Raw genomic sequence first — 18,293 nt, 5'->3', positions numbered from 1 at the left:
CGCGGCCCGCGTCTATGGTGGCCCCGTCGGCCCCTCGCGACGCTAGGTCGAAAACTCCGCCAGGGCCGGAAGGCAGCAACGGTATCGACTGATGCGGGCGCCGAGGTCAGCCGGCGGGGCCGCCACCTTTTTGGGACCCGGGAATCCGTGGCGGCGCCGCTTGTGTAGAGCGGAGCTTGTGGCAATCCCATCTTGGGGGCTCCGCTGGGGCTTTCATGCGATCTGGCCGTAGAGCAGCGGAGCAAGCTCCGCTCTACAAAAGGCTGGGGTCAATCCGCGATTTCAGGCGCCTGCGGGTGCAGCCATTCGTCGGTACCGCTGGCGTAGCGCTCCCGCTTCCAGATCGGCACGCGCAGCTTGGCCTGGTCGATGATCCAGCGGCAGGCGGCGAATGCGCCATCGCGATGACCCGCACTCACGCCCACCCACACCGCCATCTCGCCGATCGCCAGTTCGCCAGTGCGGTGCACGCAGCGCGCGTCGAGGATGTCGAATTTCGACAGCGCCTCGTCGATGACCTTTTCGCCTTCGGCCTGGGCCAGTTCGACGTAAGCCTGGTAATGCAGGCCGGACACGCGCTGGCCCTGGTTGTTGTCGCGCACCCAGCCTTCGAAGCTGGCGAAAGCGCCCGCGCGGGCATCCAGCAGTTGCGCGCGCAGCGGCGCGGTCTCGATGGCATCGGTGGTCAGTGCGAAACGTGGCATGGGTGGGTCAGCCTCCACTGACGGGCGGAATGAAGGCGACCTGCGCGCCTTCGGCGAGCGCATCGTCCCAGCGCGCGAACGCGCCGTCCACCGCCACGCGCAGATGCGCGGGCTCCCATGCGAATCCATGCCGGGCGCGCAACTCCGCGTACAGGCCGGCCAGGTCCCGTGCGTGGGTCTGTACGTTTTCGGTTTCCACGCCCGCGCCCTGGCGCAGGCTGGCGAAGTACAGCACCTGCACGCCGGTCATGCGCCGACCCCGAAATCGCGCTTGCCGCCGTGCTTGCCGATCAGCCGCGCCGGGCCGAGCACGATGTCGTGCGACAGCGCCTTGCACATGTCATAGACCGTCAGCGCCGCGACCGTGGCGCCGGTCATGGCTTCCATTTCCACGCCAGTACGGTGGGTGGTGCGCACCGTGCATTCGATCCGCAGCGCGTGCTCGCCGCTCCAATCGATGGACAGCCTGCAGCCGTCGATCGGCAGCGGATGGCAGAACGGGATCAGCTCGTGGGTGCGCTTGACCGCCATGGTCCCGGCGATCACTGCCGTATCGACGATGCCGCCCTTGGCGCTGCGCAGCGCATCACGCCGCAGCTGCTGGGCGACCTCCGGCCGGAAACACGACGGCGCATTCGGCCGTGGCCTGGCGCGCGGTCACGGCCTTGCCCGACACATCCACCATCGCCGGCTGGCCGGCGGCATCCAGGTGCGTCAGCCCATCGACCAGACGCGGTTCGTCAGCACTCACTCAACCCCCAATCAAGAACATTTCCACGCGCTTGCGTGGTGGCTGCGCGGCCTGGCCGCGAATCTCGCTGTAGCGGTCGCCGCGTCGCGACCACAGGCCGGCCAGGTGCTCGGCCAATGCGGTTTCGCCCTGCCCCAGCGCCGGCCGCAGGTCGCTGCCGGCACCGGAAAACAGGCAGGTATAAAGCTGGCCGTCGGCCGAGACGCGGGCGCGATGGCAGTCGCCGCAGAACGGCGCGGTCACCGAAGACACAAACCCGATCTCGCCGGCGCCATCGTCGAACGCATGTCGCTCGGCCACCTCGCCACGATAGTGCGCATCGAGCGCATGCAACGGCCAGCGCGCGTGGACGCGGTCGCGCAGCGTGGCCGAGGACACCACCTGGCCGGATTGCCAGCCATTGCAGGTGCCCACGTCCATGAATTCGATGAAGCGCAACACATGGCCGCTGCCGCGGAAGTGTTCGACCAACGGCAGCACCTGGTCTTCATTGACCCCGCGCTGGACCACGCAGTTGAGCTTGAGGCTGGAAAACCCGGCGGCCCTGGCTGCGTCGATACCCGCCAGCACCGCGTCGATCTGCCCGCGCCCACCGGACATTTCGGCAAAGCGCGCCGGCTCCAGCGCATCCAGGCTGATGGTGATCCGGCGCAACCCCGCGTCGTGCAGCGCCTGTGCGTGGCGCGCCAGCAGCGAGCCGTTGGTGGTCATGGCCAGATCATCGATGCCGGGAATCCGCGCCAACCGCTCGACCAGTTCGGGCAGGCGCTTGCGCAGCAGCGGCTCGCCGCCGGTCAGGCGCAGCTTGTTCACCCCGACCCGGGCAAAGCTGCGCACCAGCACCTCGATCTGGTCGAAGGACAGGCGCGAGGCCGCTTCCAGCCCGTAATCGTCCGGCACCTTGTCGGCCGGCATGCAGTAGCCGCAGCGGAAGTTGCAGGCTTCGATCACCGACAGGCGCAGGTCGCGCAGCGGCCGGCCGCGCAGATCCAGCGGCAGTTCGGGCGTGCGCAGGACAGCGTTCATGTCAGGAGAAGGTGTGGTCCACCATCGGGTCACGCAAGGCTAGCACCTGCCCCGGCAATGCCACGTGGTGGCCGCGTGCGACCAGTGCCTGGGCCTCGTCGGCACTGGCGTGGTGGTACAGCACGCAGCGGGCCAGCAGCGCCGGCGCGTATTCACGCTCCAGATCCTCGATGCCGCTGTGCGAAGGATTGCCGTGCAGCGCGCAGTCGTGGGCGATCACTTCATCGGCATCCGCGTAACGGGCCAGCATCTCGGGGATCGGCCTGGTGTCGCCGGTCCACACCAGCGAATGCGGCAGGCGCAGGCCGAACGCGGTCTGCGGCCAGTGGTGGCGCACCGGGAAGACTTCCAGCCGCACGCCGTCGTGCCAGAACGCCTCGCCCACCGGCACCAGCCGGAAGGCATCCCAGAAGTTCGCCCCACCCTCGGCCAGCACGTTCGGATATTCGGCCACCCGCTGGTGCAGCAGTGGCACGATCGGCGCCGGCACGTACAGCAGCACCTGGCCACGTCGCGCGGGATTGAAGTAGGCGCTGCCGAACAGGCGCTCGAAGCCGCCCACATGGTCCAGGTGCGTATGGGTGACGAACACCGCCGACGGCGCATGGCCGTACTGGTGGATGAAGGCGTCCAGCCCTTCGCTACCGCAGTCGATGGTCAGCCACGGCGCGCCATCGCGTTCGATGGTCGCCATGGCCGAGCCCAGCTCGACCGCCGAAGCGTTACCCACGCCCTGAAACCGCAACGTCCAGCCCATGCCTAGAAGCCCCGCTCCCAGACGCGGTCGTAAGCCTTGCGCAGGCGCACGAAGTCTTCTTCCACCAATGCCACGGCACGCTCGCCGCGCAGCTTCAGCAGCGAACGCTTGAGCCGGGCCAGGTTGGCCTCGCGCCAACGCGTGGCCGGGATGCGCAGCACGCCGCGGTCGAAATCGATCAGCCAGCCATGGCCCTGCGCATCGAACAGGATGTTGTGTGCGTTGAGGTCGGCATGGTCCAGGCCGGCTCGATGGAAGCGCGCGATCAGCCGGCCGGTTTCTTCCAGCGGCGCACCGCCGCCAGCGACCTGGAACCGATCCGCCAGCGAACGCACATCCGGCAGGCGCTCCATCAGGATCGCCGCGCGGTAGCCCATGCCTTCGTGCACGTAGCTGGCCACGAACGGGCGCGGCACCGGCAGGCCCTTGGCCAGCAGCGCGCGGGTCAGGCGGAATTCGGCGAAGCTGCGGGTCCGGTTGGCGCCGCGCCACAGGTAACGGTCGGTGCTGACATTGGCTGCCATGCCGCCGCGCTTGTACAGGCGCAGCAGGCTGGGCCCGAACGGCGCATCGATGAACCACGCACCACCCCGGCCACCACTGTCGACGGGACGCGCGCGCTCGGCCCAGTAAGCTGGGTCCATCCATCGCGCTTCGGCTTGCCGAAGGCGTTCGTGGTCGAACAGAATCGCGCCGTAGCCGCGGCCTTCGCGGTACGGCACCAGTACTTCCGTCGCGTCAAAAGCGGCCATCACGCGAGTCTATCAACTTTGTCCAACGCTCCTGAGTCCCTGTGTCTGTTGCGCCTGTCCGCGCTGGGTGATGTCACCCATGTCGTGCCCCTGGTGCGCACCCTGCAGCGCGCATGGCCACGGCAGGAATTGCACTGGATCATCGACGGCGGCGGCTACAAGCTGCTGGAAGGCCTGCCCGGCGTGCAGTTCCACACCTACGACAAGAAGACTGGCGTGGCCGGCATGCGCGCACTGCGCGCCAAGCTGCCCGCGGACGGTTTCGATGCGCTGCTGCAGATGCAGGTGGCCTTTCGCGCCAACGTGTTGTCGGCGTTCGTGCCGGCCAGGCGCCGGATCGGCTATGACCGCAGCCGTTCGAAAGATCTGCATGGGCTCTTCATCAACGAACGCATCGCCGACCGCCCCGGCATCCACGTACTCGACGCCATCGGCAGCTTCTGCGAACCGCTGGGCCTGAAGCAGAACACAGTCCACTGGGATCTGCCGGTGCCGCAGGCCGCCTTCGAATGGGCTGCCGCGCAATGGCCTGACGATGGCCAGCCGGTACTGATGATTTCGCCGTGCTCCAGCCACGTGCGTCGCAACTGGTATCCGGACCGCTACGCGGCGCTGGCCGACCACGCCGCCGCGCAGGGCTGGCGCATCGTGCTGTGTGGCGGCCGCAGCACGCTGGAGCGCGACACCGCCGATGCCATCGCCGCAAAGATGCAGGCACCGGTGCTGGACCTGGTCGGCAAGGACACGCTGAAACAGCTGCCGGCCCTGCTCGCCCGCGCCAGTCTGGTGGTCACCCCGGATTCGGGCCCGATGCACATCGCCAACGCCATGGGCGCCAAGGTGCTGGGGCTGCATGCGGCCAGCAACCCGCTGCGCAGTGGCCCGTATTCGGACGTGCGCTACTGCGTGGACCGCTACGACGCGGCGGCGCGAAAGTTCCTGTCCAAACCGGCCGACGCGCTCAAATGGGGCACCAAGATCGAGTTCGACGATGTGATGCAGCTGGTCACCACCGACGATGCGATCGCAGCATTCGAGCGCTATCGCAGCGACCATCCGCGCTGACGGCCGCGCGCGGCCTGCCAGACACGACAAGGGCCGCGATCGCGGCCCTTGTCGATTGCGGGGTGTGATTCGTGCTTACGGCGCAGCAGCGCCGGAGGCGTAGTCCTCATAGGACTTCTCTTCGACGTAGGACGAGCCCAGCGCCAGGTTGATGTCCTTCTTGATCCGCGCGCGGGTGTCGTTCTCGAAGTACACGCTGCGGGCCAGGCGGACGAATTCGTCGTCGAAGGCCTGGGCCTTTTCCTTGACCCGGATGTCGTCCTCGATCACCCACAGGCGCTCGTTGACGGCCTTCAGATCGGCACGCAGCTTGGCCACGTCCTGCGCCGCGGCCGGATGCGCCATCCAGGTCTGCTCCAGGGCGGACAATTCCTTGCGCACGTTGGCCAGCTTGGCCGCGTCGCTCATGCGCTCGGACTTGATTTGCAGGATGGAAATCTTGTCCAGCAGCTCGCCGAAGGACACGGGGGTGAGGATCTCGGACATGGTGCGCACCGCCAGGGGAAAGACCGCCAGTTTACCGGGCGACGCCCGCAGGCGCGTCCGCGGCACTTGCTTCGGAAGCACGAAAAAACGAACGGCCCCTTGCGGAGCCGTTCGTGGTATTGGCGGAGAGGGTGGGATTCGAACCCACGGTACGCTTACACGTACGCCTGATTTCGAGTCAGGTACATTCGACCACTCTGCCACCTCTCCGGGTGTCGCACCGCCAGTGATGGCGATCCCCGATGGTCGTTCCGGGGTTGCGCATGATACGGGGCCAGCCAGCCGCGGACAAGCACCCCTGTCGGCGGCCCCGGCAGGTCGCGGTCACCAGGCTGGCAAGCGTCCACGCCGTCACATCCACCGCCCGCGCCACCGGCCGATGCCGCATCACTGCTTGTGGCCTGTCCTCATCCCCGCGATCATGCCGTTCTCATCACCAGAAACAGGCCATGCAGGGTCGCCCATGATCGAGTTTGGACACCTCAGCCACGTCGGCCTGCGGCGCGCCCTCAACGAAGACACGTACTACGGCGACAGCGACCTGGGTTTATGGCTGGTGGCTGACGGCATGGGCGGTCACGCCTGCGGCGAAGTCGCCAGCGCATTGGCCCGCGAAACCATCGTCCGTGAGATCCGTGACGGCAAGCCGCTTGGCCAGGCCATCCGCCTGGCTGATGAGGAAATCATCCGCACCTCGCGCCGGCGCAACGATTCCCTGCCGATGGGGACCACCGTGGTGGCCGCCCGCGTGCAGGGCAACCGCTTCGAAGTAGCCTGGGTCGGCGACAGCCGCGCCTACCTATGGCGCGACGGACAGCTGGCCCAGCTCAGCCAGGACCACAGCTACGTGCAGGAACTGATCGCTCAGGGTGCGCTGACCAGCGAGCAGGCGCGCTCGCATCCGCACCGCAACGTGGTTACCCAGGCACTGGGCGTGACCGATCCGAACCAACTCAATGTCGAGACCCTGACCGGCGACCTGCGTCCGGGCATGCAGCTGCTGCTGTGCAGTGACGGCCTGACCGAGGAAGTGGACGACCGCCGCATCGCCGAGGCCCTGCGCCAGGAAGACTGCAGCGCGCAGGAACTGGTCGATACGCTGATCGCCGCCGCATTGGATAGCGGCGGCTCGGACAACGTCACCGCGATCCTGGTGCGCTGCAGCTGAGCCGCAGCGCCCGACCCTCAGACGGTGGCTTCGGCCACCGGTGCCGGCAGGGCTTCCAGCACATCCCACAGACAGCTGCCGCCCCCCTTGGCACGCAGCTTCTCCAGCCGTTTGGCATGGGCTTCCAGTTCGCCCGCGGTCGGCGTGACCCGGGCGCGCAAGCCGACATTGCTCGCGTCGAAGGCATGGCGGACCTGCGCCGCATCGCCCCCCTCTTCCTCCATCGTGCCGAAGCCGATCTCTTCCTGGCCCGATGTCAGCGCGATGTAGACATCCCCCAGGATCTGCGCATCGAGCAAGCCGCCGTGCAGGTGCCGGTGGGTGTTGTCCACGCCCAGCCGCTTGCACAGCGCGTCCAGCGAATTGCGCTGCCCCGGGAAGCGCGCACGCGCCATCGCCAGGGTATCGGTCACGCTGCAGTGGTCGGTGACCTTGCCGTACTGGCTGCCGGCCAACCGCAGTTCGTTGTCCAGGAAGCCGACGTCGAAGGCCGCGTTGTGGATGATGACTTCGGCGCCGTCGATGTAGGCCAGGAACTCCTCGACCACCTCCTCGAACCGGGGCTTGTCGGCCAGGAACTCCAGGGTCAGGCCGGTGACTTCCTGCGCGCCGGGTTCGAACTCGCAGTCCGGCTTGAGGTATTTGTGGAAGTTGCGGCCGCTGGGGCGACGCTCCAGCAGTTCAACGCAGCCGATTTCGACCACGCGGTTGCCTTTCTTCCACTCAAGGCCCGTGGTTTCGGTGTCCAGGATGATCTGGCGCATGGCCTCAGGTGTCCTTGTTCAAAGCGAGGGTCAACAGCTGCAGGTCCTTCTCGCCCCCCGGCAGCCGCGTCATTGTCTCAAAGCGGAAGCCGAGCTTGCCCAGTACCGCCAGCGACGGGGCGTTGGTCGGCGACACGATGGCCAGCAGCCGCGGCAGCTTCAGGGTATCGCGCGCGTAGTCAACGACGGCGCGACCGGCCTCCACCGCGTAGCCCTGCCCGCGCGCGGCGGGCAGAAACCCGTAGCCCAGGTCCGGGGCAGGCAGCCCCTCGCGGGTGACGATGCCAAGCTGACCCAGGTCGCGGCCGGTCGCGGTTTCGGTCACCCGGCACAGGCCCAGGCCGTTGGCCTGGCGGAAGGCCATCGGTCCGGTCCGCGCGGCCGCACGGGCCTGCTCCAGTTCACGCACGCCGCTGTCGCGCACGTGATGGATGAAGTCCGGGTCGTTGAGTACCGCCAGCATCAGCGCTGCATCGCGGTCACTGTCGGTGAAGAAGTGCAGCTCCAGCCGCTGCGTGCGCAGGACCAGGGTGTCGCCAGTCGCGCTCATGCCGAAGCTCCGGGTCCACCATCGCGGATGGCGATGGCCTGGTCGCGCGCCAGCACGTCCACGCGCTCATTGTCCGGATCGCCGGAATGGCCTTTCACCCAGCGCCATTCGATCGTGTGCCGCAGGGTCGCCGTCTGCAGGCGTTCCCACAGCTCGCGATTCTTCACCGCGCCGCCGCCGGCGGTCTTCCAGTGCTTGCGGATCCAGCCGGGCAGCCATTCGGTGATGCCCTGGCGCACGTACTGCGAATCGGTGACCAGAGTGACCTGGCAGGGCTCGGTGAGGGCCTCCAGCGCCATGATGGCGGCCATCAGCTCCATGCGGTTGTTGGTGGTGTGGGCTTCGCCACCGGAGAGCTCGCGCTCGATGGTGCCAAAGCGCAGCAGCGCCGCCCAGCCACCCGGGCCGGGATTGCCCAGGCAGGAGCCGTCGGCGTTGATGGTGATCTGTTTCATGAAGTCCAAAAGCTCGTGTTGCACAAATGGGTCACGCCGGAACCGCGCCGCCTTGCCAGCGGTTCGGGCGCGAAGGGGTCAGGATCAGGTCCGGGCCACGCTTGTCTGCCTGCAGCAGGCAGACCGCGCGCATCAGCTCCGGCGAACGGCTGCCGTTGCGCCAGGCCGGTCCCAGCCACTGTGGCGCATGCGTGCTGCCGTCCAGGCCGGCGGCCTGCAGGTAGCGACGCCAACGCCCGGGGCCACGGATCGACAGGCCGGTGCGACGCCAGCGCAGCCGGTAGGGGCTGACCGGATTGAGGGTGAACAGCCACAGCCGGCCGCCGGGCTCGAGCACCCGGGCGCACTCTTCCAGCAACGCCCGCGTACCGCTCTCCGGCACATGCTGCAGCACCACCGCACTGAAGCTGTCCGAAGCCAAAGGCAGGGATACGCCACAGCGCAGCGGCCCGTCGAAACCGCCGCTACTGGCCCGCAGCGACAACCCCGCGGGCACGACCGACACGCCCGCCGTACTGCCTGGATGCAACCACAGCGTCGGCGCAGCGGCCTTGGCGGCGAGGATCCGCGAGATGGTCTGCTGTTCAGCAGCCAGCAGGCGCTGACCGTCGGGCGTACCGAACCACGCCAGTGGCTCGGGTTGACGGTGGGAGGCAGCGGCAGGCATGGTCGGGGATTGTAGAGGACGCCCCCGCGTCTGCCGACCGAGCCTTATGCCAATCCTCACCGCGCTGACCGCCTTCGACGACAACTACATCTGGGCGCTGACCAGCGACGAAGGAGGCACGGTGATCGTGGATCCAGGCGATGCCGCCCCGGTGCTGGCCGCCGCACAGCAAGGACTCAAGCCGGCCGCGGTGCTGCTGACCCACCATCACGATGACCATATCGGCGGCGTGGTTGGCCTGCTGCAGCAGTGGCCCGACCTGCCGGTGATCGCCGCCAACGATGAACGCATCACCACCGCCACCCACAAGGTGGTCGATGGCGAGCGCTTCGACGCGGCCGGCATGCCGTTCAAGGCGATCTTCGTGCCCGGGCACACCCGCAGCCATGTGGCGTTCCACCGCCAGGCGGCGGGCGGTGAGCTGTTCTCGGGCGATACCTTGTTCAGCCTGGGCTGCGGGCGACTGTTCGAAGGCACGCCAGCGCAGATGCTGGCCTCGCTGGACACCCTCGCGGCCCTGCCCGACGACACGCCGCTCTGCTGCGGCCACGAATACACCCAGTCCAACGCGGCTTTCGCCTTGGCCGTGGAGCCCGGCAACATCGCCCTGCAGGCGCGGGCCGCACAAGTGCGCGCCTTGCGCGCTGCAGGCCAATCGACCTTGCCGGTCAGCCTGGCGACCGAACGGGCGACCAACCCCTTCCTGCGCGTGGGCGTCCCCGAGGTCGCCCAGTCGGTCGATACCTGGCTGCAGGCGACCGCAGCCGATCGGGTGGAAACCTTTGCCGGCCTGCGCCGGTGGAAAGACGGCTTCCGCGCATGAAGCCGCTGCGCCGGGCGCTGTGCCTGCTGGCCATCGCCAGCGGCAACCCGGTCGCGTGGGCACAGACTACGCGTGCTGACAGCCCTGCGCCGAGCCCAACCGATCCGCAGCCCGCACTGTCTGCCGAACCCTCCATCGCCGGCCAGCTGCCGCCCGACATGCTCGATGGCGTCCAGATCTACCAGCAGTTCCGCGAGGGCCTGGCCGAGCCGGACTGCCAGCCGCAATCGACCGATGCCAAATGGCAGCGCCACTTCAGCCATGCCCCCGAACGCCTGGCCGATCGTGAGGACGACATCCTGCCCCTGTTCGGCTACGTGGTCGGCGTCATGCACGATGCCGACCTGCCGACCGAATTCGCCTTGATCCCGTTCGTCGAGAGCGGCTACCACCCCGGCGCAAGCAGCCGCAGCGGCCCGGCAGGCCTGTGGCAGTTCGTCTCGCTGACCGCACGCAACCACGGCGTCCGCATGCGCCGCGGTTACGACGGGCGCCTGTCGCCGGTCGATTCCACCCAGGCGGCCGTGCGGTACCTGAAAACCCTGCATGGCATGTTCGGCGGTGACTGGCAGCTGGCAGTGATGGCCTACAACGCTGGCGAGAACCGCGTGCTGCAGGCCATGCGGAGCGCTGGCGTCACCGCCGGCAACGCGCGCAAGTCCAAATTGCCCGGGCTGTCCAATACCACCGTCACCTACGTGGAAAAACTGCATGCGCTGGCCTGCAGCCTGGAACAGGCCGGCGAACGGCCTGCATGGCTGAACGCGCTGCAGCGACCGGTCCCGCGCCTGCAACCGGTGGCGCTGCCTTCGAACTTCGGCAGCCTGTCTTCGTGGGCCCGCCACGAAGGCCACGACGCCGACCAACTGGCCGGCCTGAATCCCGTGCTGTCGAACCTGCAGGGCACGCCTGCCAGCGGCGGGCCGCTGTGGGTGCTGGCACCCGCAGCCGACGGCGCGTCAGCCCACCTGTCCGCATCGGACCTGATCGAAGCGGGCGACAGCACCGGCACCGCCGATGCACCGCCCGCCACGCGCCATGCGTCCGAAAACCGCGTTGCCTCCTCGTACACGGTGGCGCGTGGCGACACGCTCTCGTCCATCGCCCGGCGCCACGGTCTGCGCACCCCGCAGCTGCTGCAGTGGAACAAGCTCAAAGCCCATTCGGTCATCAAGCCCGGCATGGTGCTGCTGCTGGCCGATCCTTCGCGCTGAAACCACCCGGCACGTGGCGTGGTTGCCTGGCCGCTGCGTCGACAACGACGGACCTGTCAGCACGCGATCTCGCTTCCCATCGCCCAAGAAAAAACCGCGCCTGGGCGGCGCGGTTTTTCGTTCCAGTACAGGGAGGGGCTTACAGCCGGTCTTCGTGCACGTCGATCTTGAACTGCTTGCGGGTGGCGACAACGAACTCCTGCACGTCGGCACCGGCATAGAGCTGGGTGATCTGTTCACGCAACTGGTCGCGCTGAGCCGCCGGCATCTTGCTGGCATCGCCCGGGTTGACCTTGTCGACGGTGAACACCACGAAGCTGCCATTCTCCAGCTTGACCTTGCCAGCCGAGACCTTGCCGCTCTCCGGTGCCGGCGCAGCGAACAGTGCTTCATTGCCCTTCTGCGACGGAATCGGTGCACCACGCGGCAGCGCCGGAATCTGGCCTGACTGGAATTTCTCCGCATCGGCGATCGCCTTCAGCGATTCACCCTTGTTCACCCGCGCCAGCACCGCATCGGCCTGGGCCGCTGCCGCCTTGCCGGCACGATCGGCGCGCACCGCGGCGATCACCTGTTCCTTGACCTTGTCCAGCGGCTGGTCGGCAGCCGGGCTGTGATCGGTCACGCGCACCACCAGGCTGTGCGTGTCGTCGATCTTGATCAGCTGGCTGGCGGTCCGGTCGGCGATCTGTTGTTCGTCGAACACCTGGCGCAGCACCGCTGCGTTGGACAGCAGGCCCGGCGCGTCGTTGGCCGAGAACGGCCCCGCCTTCTGCACTTCCAGGCCCGCAGCCTGCGCACCGGCGGCCAGCGAATCCGGATTATCCAGGGTGGCGCTGACCAGCTTGCCGGCAACATCGTTGTAATTGCGCGCGGCGGCGTCCTTGTTCGCTTCGCTTGCAAGCTGGTCGCGCACCGCTTCGAATGGCTTGCCAGCCTCACCCTTGACCTGGGTAAGCTTGATCACGTGATAGCCGAACTCGGTCTTGATCGGGCCGACTACATCGCCCGGCTTGGCAATGGAGAACAGCGCTTCTTCGAACGGCGCCACCATCATGCCGCGGCTCACCCAACCCAGGTCGCCACCGTTTTCAGCCGAGCCAGGGTCCTGTGAATTGGCCTTGGCCAGCGCTGCGAAATCCGCGCCCGGCGCCTTGGCTTCTTCTGCCAGCTTGGCGGCCTTTTCTTCCGCGGCTTTCTGCGTGGCCGCATCGGCACCCGCGGCAACCGGGATCAGGATGTGCGAGGCCATGCGCTGCTCGCTGGAGAAGCGACTCTTGTCGGCCTCATAGCGCTTGCGCAGTTCGGCCTCGTCCACTGCAGCCGGCGGCGGCAGCTTGCCGGCATCGACTTCCACGTATTCCACGCTGACCTGTTCCGGCTTGCGGAACGCCGTGCGATGCGCGTCGTACCACTGCTTGGCCTGGTCATCACTGACCGGCGCGGTGTCGGGAGCCGGCGCCGGCAGCGAAGCCAGCGTCACGTCGCGCGTCTCACCCAGCATCGCGAACACCTGGTCCATCTGCTTGTCGGTGACGAAGCCCGACTGCGCCAGCGCCTGCGGCACCAGCGAGATCGTCATGTCGTCGCGCAACTGCTGCTGATAGGTCGTCGGCGTCAGGCCCTGCTGGGCCAGCAGGGCCGCATAGGTGGCGCCATCGAACTTGCCACCCACCTGGAAATTCGGGTCAGCCGCAATCGCATCGCGCAGCGCGCCATTGCTGACCGCGACACCGGCGCGCTTGGCAGCCAGTTCAACCACCTTGCGGTCCACCAGGCCGTCGAGCACCTTGCGCTTGTTGTCGACCGAATCGAACTCACGCGCATCGAAGGCTTCGCCCTGCTGCGCCTGCTGACGCTGGCGCTCGTTGCGGAAGGCCTGCTGGAAATCCTGCACGCTCACATCGGCGTGCTGCCAGGCCATCGACACCGGCCACCAGGCGGGTGCGGACGACCACCACGCAGGCGGCGCCTTGACGGTGGCCACGGCCGTATCCGGGCCGCTACCCATGTACTCGTTCACGCCGACGAAGGCGAATGGAATGATCAGCAGGCCCATCACCACGGTGGCGATCCAGCCGGAAGTCTTTTCGCGAAGTGTCTGCAGCATCGATTCGTTACGTCTGGTTCGGCAAGCCGCGCAGTTTAGCGTGGTTCCACGCCTGTTTCGACGCCGGTGCCACGCTGGCGGTCGCAACGGTCAGCCAAAAGAAAACGCCCGCCGGGGTGACCGACGGGCGTTCTTTTAAAACTGGCGGAGTGGACGGGACTCGAACCCGCGACCTCCGGCGTGACAGGCCAGCATTCTAACCAACTGAACTACCACTCCGCACTTTGAACCTTGTTACCGCAACCAGGTTCTCACCTGGGAAAACAAAGCCCCCAATCGCTCGGGGGCTTGATGTGACTGGCGGAGTGGACGGGACTCGAACCCGCGACCTCCGGCGTGACAGGCCAGCATTCTAACCAACTGAACTACCACTCCGCACTTGAAACGTTGCTCTGGTGCTTGGTGGGTGCTGAGGGTTTCGAACCCCCGACCCTCTCCGTGTAAAGGAGACGCTCTACCGCTGAGCTAAGCACCCTTGCGAGCTGAGCGGATTAGTTTACCGCGTCCTTCAGAGCCTTACCAGCCTTGAATGCAGGATTTTTCGAAGCAGCGATTTCGATGTTCTCGCCGGTCTTCGGATTGCGGCCCGTACGGGCAGCGCGACCACGGACCTGGAAGGTGCCGAAGCCAACGATGGTCACCGAGTCGCCGCCCTTCAGGGCTTCGGTGATGCTGGCGACGACGGCGTCGACGGCACGGGTGGAATCAGCCTTGCTCAGGTCGGAACGGCCAGCAACGGCCTCGATCAATTCGGCTTTGTTCATTGAGTTACTCCAGGTGCGGTAGGGAACCGCTGAATGAGTGACCGGCCCGGGGCTTGCGCCGCTGCGGGCCGGCTGGATCCCGGACCAGGCATCCGGATGGCTGCCTGCGGGGTGCGGCTTTTATACCAGCGACACCCCTGTATCGCAACCAAAAATCCCAATAACGGCGCGGGTTTCAGCCGGTTTTCGGTTACATGAACCGCATCATTTCAATGCTTGACATCGGGCTGCGGCGTGGGCTTGGCGACCTTGGGAACCTCGACATTCTGACCGCCATCTGCGTTGCCGACCGGCCCGACCGGACGCTCCAGCGCCAGGTCCAGCACTTCGTCGATCCACTTCACCGGCACGATCTTCATGCCCTTGGTCACCGCATCGGGGATGTCGGCCAGATCCTTGCGGTTCTCCTCGGGAATGATCACCGTCGTGATGCCGCCACGCATCGCGGCCAGCAGTTTTTCCTTCAGGCCACCGATGGGCGACACGCGCCCACGCAAGGTGATTTCACCCGTCATCGCGACCTCGGCCTTGACCGGATTGCGCGTCAGCGTGGACACCAGCGCGGTGACCATCGCGATGCCCGCGCTGGGACCGTCTTTCGGCGTCGCGCCATCGGGCACGTGCAGATGGACGTCCTGCTTCTGCAGGAAATCGGTATCGATGCCCAGGCTTTCAGCGCGTGCACGCACGACCGACAGCGCAGCCGATGCCGACTCCTTCATGACATCGCCGAGCTGGCCGGTCAGGATCATGCCGCCCTTGCCCGGGACCAGCGTGACCTCGATCTGCAGCAGGTCGCCGCCGACTTCGGTCCAGGCAAGACCCGTGACCAGGCCGATCTCGTTGGCCTCTTCGGCACGGCCGTAGTCGAAGCGACGCACGCCCTGGTATTTCTCCAGGTTCTTTTCGCTGACCGTGATACGCGCAGCACCCTTCTTGGTCTTTTTCTTCTCCGGCTGCGGACCAGCCAGCGCGATCTCCTTGACCACCTTGCGGCAGATCTTGGCGATCTCGCGCTCCAGGTTGCGCACGCCGGATTCACGCGTGTAGTAGCGCACGATGTCGCGCAGCGCACTTTCCTCGATCTTCAGCTCGTCATCCTTCAGGCCATTGGCCTTGAGCTGCTTTGGCACGAGGTAACGCAAGGCGATGTTGAGCTTTTCTTCCTCGGTGTAGCCGGGGATGCGGATCACTTCCATGCGGTCGAGCAGCGGACCGGGAATATTCAGGGAGTTGGAAGTGGCCACGAACATCACGTCCGACAGGTCCAGGTCCACTTCCAGGTAATGATCGTTGAAGGTGTGGTTCTGCTCGGGGTCGAGCACTTCCAGCAGCGCCGAGGATGGGTCGCCGCGGAAGTCCATCGACATCTTGTCGATCTCGTCCAGCACGAACAGCGGGTTCTTGGTCCCGGTCTTGTTGAGGTTCTGCACGATGCGGCCCGGCATCGAACCAACATAGGTGCGGCGATGGCCACGAATCTCGGCCTCGTCACGCACGCCGCCCAGGGCCATCCGCACGAACTTGCGGTTGGTCGCCTTGGCGATCGACTGGCCGAGCGAGGTCTTGCCCACGCCCGGCGGGCCGACCAGGCACAGGATCGGGCCCTTCATCTGCTTCACGCGCGTCTGCACCGCCAGGTATTCAAGGATGCGCTCCTTGACCTTCTCCAGTCCGTAGTGATCGGCATCCAGGGTTTCCTGGGCGACCTTCAGATCCTTGCGGACCTTGCTGCGCTTCTTCCACGGCACGCCCAGGATCCAGTCCAGGTAATTACGTACCACCGCGGCCTCGGCAGACATCGGCGACATCTGCTTGAGCTTGTTGAGCTCGCTGCGCGCCTTGGTCTCCACCGGCTTGGGCATGCCAGCCTCGGCAATCTTGCGCGCCAGGTCTTCCAACTCGTTGGGCGCGTCATCCAGCTCACCCAGCTCCTTCTGGATGGCCTTCATCTGTTCGTTGAGGTAGTACTCGCGCTGGCTCTTCTCCATCTGCGACTTCACCCGACCGCGGATGCGCTTTTCCAGTTGCTGCACATCGATCTCGCCATCGACGAAACCGACCAGCAGCTCCAGGCGCTCGCCCACCGCGATGGTTTCCAGCAGTTTCTGCTTGTCACTCAGGCGCACGCCCAGGTGCGCAGCGATGGTGTCGGCCAAGCGTCCGGGCTCGTCGATGCCCGAGAGCGTCTGCAGCAATTCCGGCGGCAGCTTGCGGTTGGTCTTGACGTACTGCTCGAACAGGCTCATCAGCGAACGCGCGACCGCTTCGATCTCACGCGACTCGGCAGCTTCGTCGACGTCGATTTCCTCGCCCTGGCCGTACAGCGAATCGTTGCGGTCGACGATGTCGGTGACGTTGACGCGCGACACGCCTTCAACCAGCACCTTGATGGTGCCGTCGGGCAGCTTCAGCAGCTGCAGGACCTGGGCCAGCGTGCCGATGGTGTAGAGGTCGGCAGCGACCGGATCATCGGTTTCGGCCGACTTCTGCGCGACCAGCAGGATGCGCTTGTCGGCGGCCATGGCCTGCTCGAGTGCGCGCATCGATTTGTCGCGGCCGACGAACAGTGGGATGACCATGTGCGGGAACACCACGACGTCGCGCAGCGGCAGGACAGGCAGGTCCAGGATCTGGGGTTCGGAACGGGCCATGGGGGGCTCCAGAAAGAGGTCAGGGGACAATTCGAAGCAACGCGAAAACCATGCCGCAAATATGCCAATGGCCCCGTTATGGGGCCATTGGTGAGGTGATGCAAGCGGGAATCTGAACCCCCTGCCCGATCAAGAACTTAGTGCTTCATTCAGCCGAAGCGACCTTCGGCGGCGCCGGCGGGTTCTGGTAGATCAGGTAGGGCTCGGACTTGTGCTCGATCACCGACTCATCCACGACCACCTTGCCGACATTTTCCAGCGACGGCAGGTCGTACATGGTGTCCAGCAGCACCGACTCGACGATGGTGCGCAGGCCACGGGCGCCGGTCTTGCGCTTGAGCGCCTTCTTGGCGATCGCCGACAGCGCATCGGGGCGGAACTCCAGCTCCACGCCTTCCATGTCGAACAAGCGCTTGAACTGCTTGGTGATGGCGTTCTTGGGCTCGGTCAGGATCTTGATCAGCGCCGGCTCGTCCAGCTCTTCCAGCGTCGCCACGACCGGCAGGCGGCCGACGAACTCGGGAATCAGGCCGAACTTGATCAGGTCTTCCGGCTCGACCTCGGACAGCACCTTGCCGATCTCCGGACGCTTCTCGGAGGACTTCACCTTGGCGCCAAAGCCGATCCCGCTGGCTTCGGTCGACCGCGCCTGGATGATCTTGTCCAGGCCGGCGAATGCACCACCGCAGATGAACAGGATGTTCTTGGTGTCGACCTGCAGGAATTCCTGCTGCGGGTGCTTGCGGCCACCCTGCGGCGGCACACTGGCCACGGTGCCTTCGATCAGCTTCAGCAGCGCCTGCTGCACGCCTTCACCGGACACGTCACGGGTGATCGACGGGTTCTCGCTCTTGCGCGAGATCTTGTCGATTTCATCGATGTAGACGATGCCCTGCTGCGCCTTGTCGACGTCGTAGTCGCACTTCTGCAGCAGCTTCTGGATGATGTTTTCCACATCCTCGCCCACGTAACCGGCTTCGGTCAGGGTGGTGGCGTCGGCAATGGTGAACGGCACGTTGAGCAGGCGCGCCAGCGTTTCAGCCAGCAGCGTCTTGCCCGAACCGGTCGGGCCAGCCAGCAGGATGTTGGACTTGGCCAGTTCGACCTCGTCGCTCTTCTGGCGGCTCTCGATGCGCTTGTAGTGGTTGTACACGGCCACGGCGAGCGTGCGCTTGGCGCGCTGCTGGCCGATCACGTACTGGTCCAGCACTTCGAGGATTTCGCGCGGCTTGGGCAGCGAACTGCGGGCCGACTGGGCTTTTTCCTCGAGCTCCTCGCGGATGATGTCGTTGCACAGCTCGACGCATTCATCGCAGATGAACACGCTCGGGCCCGCGATCAGCTTGCGGACCTCGTGCTGACTCTTACCGCAGAACGAGCAGTACAGGATCTTGTTACTGTCGCCGGAACGGCCTTGGCGGTCTTCGCTCATGCTTGTTTTACCCACTCACTGCGGCCCCCGCAGGGGCATTCGAATTCGAGAATAGCACCGGTTTGACGCCGGTGGCGCCCGGTACCCCCGGGCATGGAATCTGCCTGCGGAACGCAGAAACCCGCATGCAATTCCCGGGCCGACGACGGAG

The 18,293-nt window shown here is 66.2% G+C and carries 18 protein-coding genes, 4 tRNA genes, 1 other RNA gene and 1 pseudogene; 5 read left to right on the top strand and 19 right to left on the bottom strand.

Annotation, left to right across the window (positions count from 1 at the left end):
• Window positions 1-23: 23 nt before the first annotated feature.
• An RNA gene (gene ffs / locus O8I58_RS17880) (signal recognition particle sRNA small type) lies at window positions 24-120 on the top strand.
• 149 nt (window positions 121-269) lie between these two features.
• On the opposite strand, the gene O8I58_RS17875 is transcribed toward ffs, so the two are convergent.
• From O8I58_RS17875 to O8I58_RS17850, 6 genes and pseudogenes are all read right to left on the bottom strand, one after another.
• Entirely contained in the window at window positions 270-704 is a 435-nt protein-coding gene (locus O8I58_RS17875; protein WP_298319082.1) for a molybdenum cofactor biosynthesis protein MoaE, read from the bottom strand.
• Between the two features lie 7 nt (window positions 705-711).
• Window positions 712-954, bottom strand: a complete 243-nt coding sequence (locus O8I58_RS17870; RefSeq protein WP_298319079.1) for a MoaD/ThiS family protein — start codon at window positions 952-954, stop codon at window positions 712-714.
• Window positions 951-1,389 (bottom strand): annotated as a pseudogene (gene moaC / locus O8I58_RS17865) (cyclic pyranopterin monophosphate synthase MoaC). Before moaC ends, O8I58_RS17870 begins: the two are co-directional and overlap by 4 nt.
• A gap of 66 nt (window positions 1,390-1,455) precedes the next feature.
• The gene (gene moaA / locus O8I58_RS17860) at window positions 1,456-2,481 is read right to left on the bottom strand and encodes a GTP 3',8-cyclase MoaA (RefSeq protein WP_298319078.1); all 1,026 of its coding nucleotides are present in this window, start codon (window positions 2,479-2,481) and stop codon (window positions 1,456-1,458) included.
• A 1-nt stretch (window position 2,482) separates the two neighbouring features.
• Entirely contained in the window at window positions 2,483-3,238 is a 756-nt protein-coding gene (locus O8I58_RS17855; RefSeq protein ID WP_298319075.1) for an MBL fold metallo-hydrolase, read from the bottom strand.
• A 2-nt stretch (window positions 3,239-3,240) separates the two neighbouring features.
• The gene (locus tag O8I58_RS17850; RefSeq protein ID WP_298319071.1) at window positions 3,241-3,990 is read right to left on the bottom strand and encodes a 3-deoxy-D-manno-octulosonic acid kinase; all 750 of its coding nucleotides are present in this window, start codon (window positions 3,988-3,990) and stop codon (window positions 3,241-3,243) included.
• A gap of 18 nt (window positions 3,991-4,008) precedes the next feature.
• Here O8I58_RS17850 and O8I58_RS17845 point away from each other — a divergent pair, with 18 nt between their 5' ends.
• Window positions 4,009-5,055 (top strand): glycosyltransferase family 9 protein, encoded by a 1,047-nt coding sequence (locus O8I58_RS17845; RefSeq protein WP_298319068.1) that lies wholly within the window; start codon window positions 4,009-4,011, stop codon window positions 5,053-5,055.
• Window positions 5,056-5,130: 75 nt separating this feature from the next.
• Here O8I58_RS17845 and O8I58_RS17840 read toward each other — a convergent pair whose 3' ends face one another.
• Both O8I58_RS17840 and O8I58_RS17835 read right to left on the bottom strand, forming a co-directional pair.
• Complete coding sequence (locus O8I58_RS17840; RefSeq protein ID WP_298319065.1) at window positions 5,131-5,541, bottom strand: DUF6165 family protein; 411 nt, start codon at window positions 5,539-5,541, stop codon at window positions 5,131-5,133.
• 120 nt (window positions 5,542-5,661) lie between these two features.
• Window positions 5,662-5,751 (bottom strand) — tRNA-Ser (locus tag O8I58_RS17835).
• Window positions 5,752-6,004: 253 nt separating this feature from the next.
• Between O8I58_RS17835 and O8I58_RS17830 the strand changes: the two genes are divergently transcribed.
• A complete protein-coding gene (locus O8I58_RS17830; protein ID WP_298319062.1) occupies window positions 6,005-6,709 on the top strand; it encodes a PP2C family protein-serine/threonine phosphatase in 705 nt (234 codons plus the stop codon).
• Between the two features lie 17 nt (window positions 6,710-6,726).
• Here the strand turns inward: O8I58_RS17830 and dnaQ are convergent, their stop codons facing one another.
• From dnaQ to O8I58_RS17810, 4 genes are read right to left on the bottom strand one after another with little or no spacing between them, the layout of a single operon-like run.
• Complete coding sequence (gene dnaQ, locus O8I58_RS17825; protein ID WP_298319059.1) at window positions 6,727-7,473, bottom strand: DNA polymerase III subunit epsilon; 747 nt, start codon at window positions 7,471-7,473, stop codon at window positions 6,727-6,729.
• 4 nt (window positions 7,474-7,477) lie between these two features.
• Complete coding sequence (locus O8I58_RS17820; protein ID WP_298319057.1) at window positions 7,478-8,023, bottom strand: GNAT family N-acetyltransferase; 546 nt, start codon at window positions 8,021-8,023, stop codon at window positions 7,478-7,480.
• On the bottom strand, window positions 8,020-8,478 hold the full coding sequence (gene rnhA / locus O8I58_RS17815) for a ribonuclease HI (RefSeq protein WP_298319054.1): 459 nt from the start codon (window positions 8,476-8,478) through the stop codon (window positions 8,020-8,022). The genes O8I58_RS17820 and rnhA overlap by 4 nt, the downstream gene beginning before the upstream one ends.
• Before the next feature lie 31 nt (window positions 8,479-8,509).
• Complete coding sequence (locus O8I58_RS17810; protein ID WP_298319051.1) at window positions 8,510-9,145, bottom strand: class I SAM-dependent methyltransferase; 636 nt, start codon at window positions 9,143-9,145, stop codon at window positions 8,510-8,512.
• Between the two features lie 46 nt (window positions 9,146-9,191).
• On the opposite strand from O8I58_RS17810, the gene gloB reads away from it, so the two are divergent.
• Window positions 9,192-9,968, top strand: a complete 777-nt coding sequence (gene gloB / locus O8I58_RS17805; RefSeq protein ID WP_298319047.1) for a hydroxyacylglutathione hydrolase — start codon at window positions 9,192-9,194, stop codon at window positions 9,966-9,968.
• Window positions 9,965-11,182, top strand: a complete 1,218-nt coding sequence (locus tag O8I58_RS17800; RefSeq protein ID WP_298319044.1) for a lytic transglycosylase domain-containing protein — start codon at window positions 9,965-9,967, stop codon at window positions 11,180-11,182. The genes gloB and O8I58_RS17800 overlap by 4 nt, the downstream gene beginning before the upstream one ends.
• A 139-nt stretch (window positions 11,183-11,321) precedes the next feature.
• Here the strand turns inward: O8I58_RS17800 and O8I58_RS17795 are convergent, their stop codons facing one another.
• From O8I58_RS17795 to clpX, 7 genes are all read right to left on the bottom strand, one after another.
• Window positions 11,322-13,292, bottom strand: a complete 1,971-nt coding sequence (locus O8I58_RS17795) for a SurA N-terminal domain-containing protein (RefSeq protein WP_298319041.1) — start codon at window positions 13,290-13,292, stop codon at window positions 11,322-11,324.
• Between the two features lie 142 nt (window positions 13,293-13,434).
• Window positions 13,435-13,511 (bottom strand) — tRNA-Asp (locus O8I58_RS17790).
• Window positions 13,512-13,590: 79 nt separating this feature from the next.
• Window positions 13,591-13,667: transfer RNA gene (locus O8I58_RS17785), tRNA-Asp, on the bottom strand.
• Window positions 13,668-13,692: 25 nt separating this feature from the next.
• Window positions 13,693-13,767 (bottom strand) — tRNA-Val (locus O8I58_RS17780).
• Between the two features lie 16 nt (window positions 13,768-13,783).
• Window positions 13,784-14,056, bottom strand: coding sequence for a non-specific DNA-binding protein Hbs (locus O8I58_RS17775; RefSeq protein ID WP_298319038.1), 273 nt, complete (start codon window positions 14,054-14,056; stop codon window positions 13,784-13,786).
• 209 nt (window positions 14,057-14,265) lie between these two features.
• The gene (gene lon / locus O8I58_RS17770; RefSeq protein WP_345781316.1) at window positions 14,266-16,710 is read right to left on the bottom strand and encodes an endopeptidase La; all 2,445 of its coding nucleotides are present in this window, start codon (window positions 16,708-16,710) and stop codon (window positions 14,266-14,268) included.
• A 145-nt stretch (window positions 16,711-16,855) separates the two neighbouring features.
• A complete protein-coding gene (gene clpX, locus O8I58_RS17765) occupies window positions 16,856-18,142 on the bottom strand; it encodes an ATP-dependent Clp protease ATP-binding subunit ClpX (RefSeq protein WP_298319036.1) in 1,287 nt (428 codons plus the stop codon).
• Between the last annotated feature and the right edge of the window lie 151 nt (window positions 18,143-18,293).

Source organism: Pseudoxanthomonas sp., from assembly GCF_027498035.1.
In the GTDB taxonomy this organism is placed as follows: domain Bacteria; phylum Pseudomonadota; class Gammaproteobacteria; order Xanthomonadales; family Xanthomonadaceae; genus Pseudoxanthomonas_A.
The sequence above is the reverse complement of the archived record's forward strand: the minus strand, read 5'-3'. Positions and strand labels throughout refer to the sequence as shown.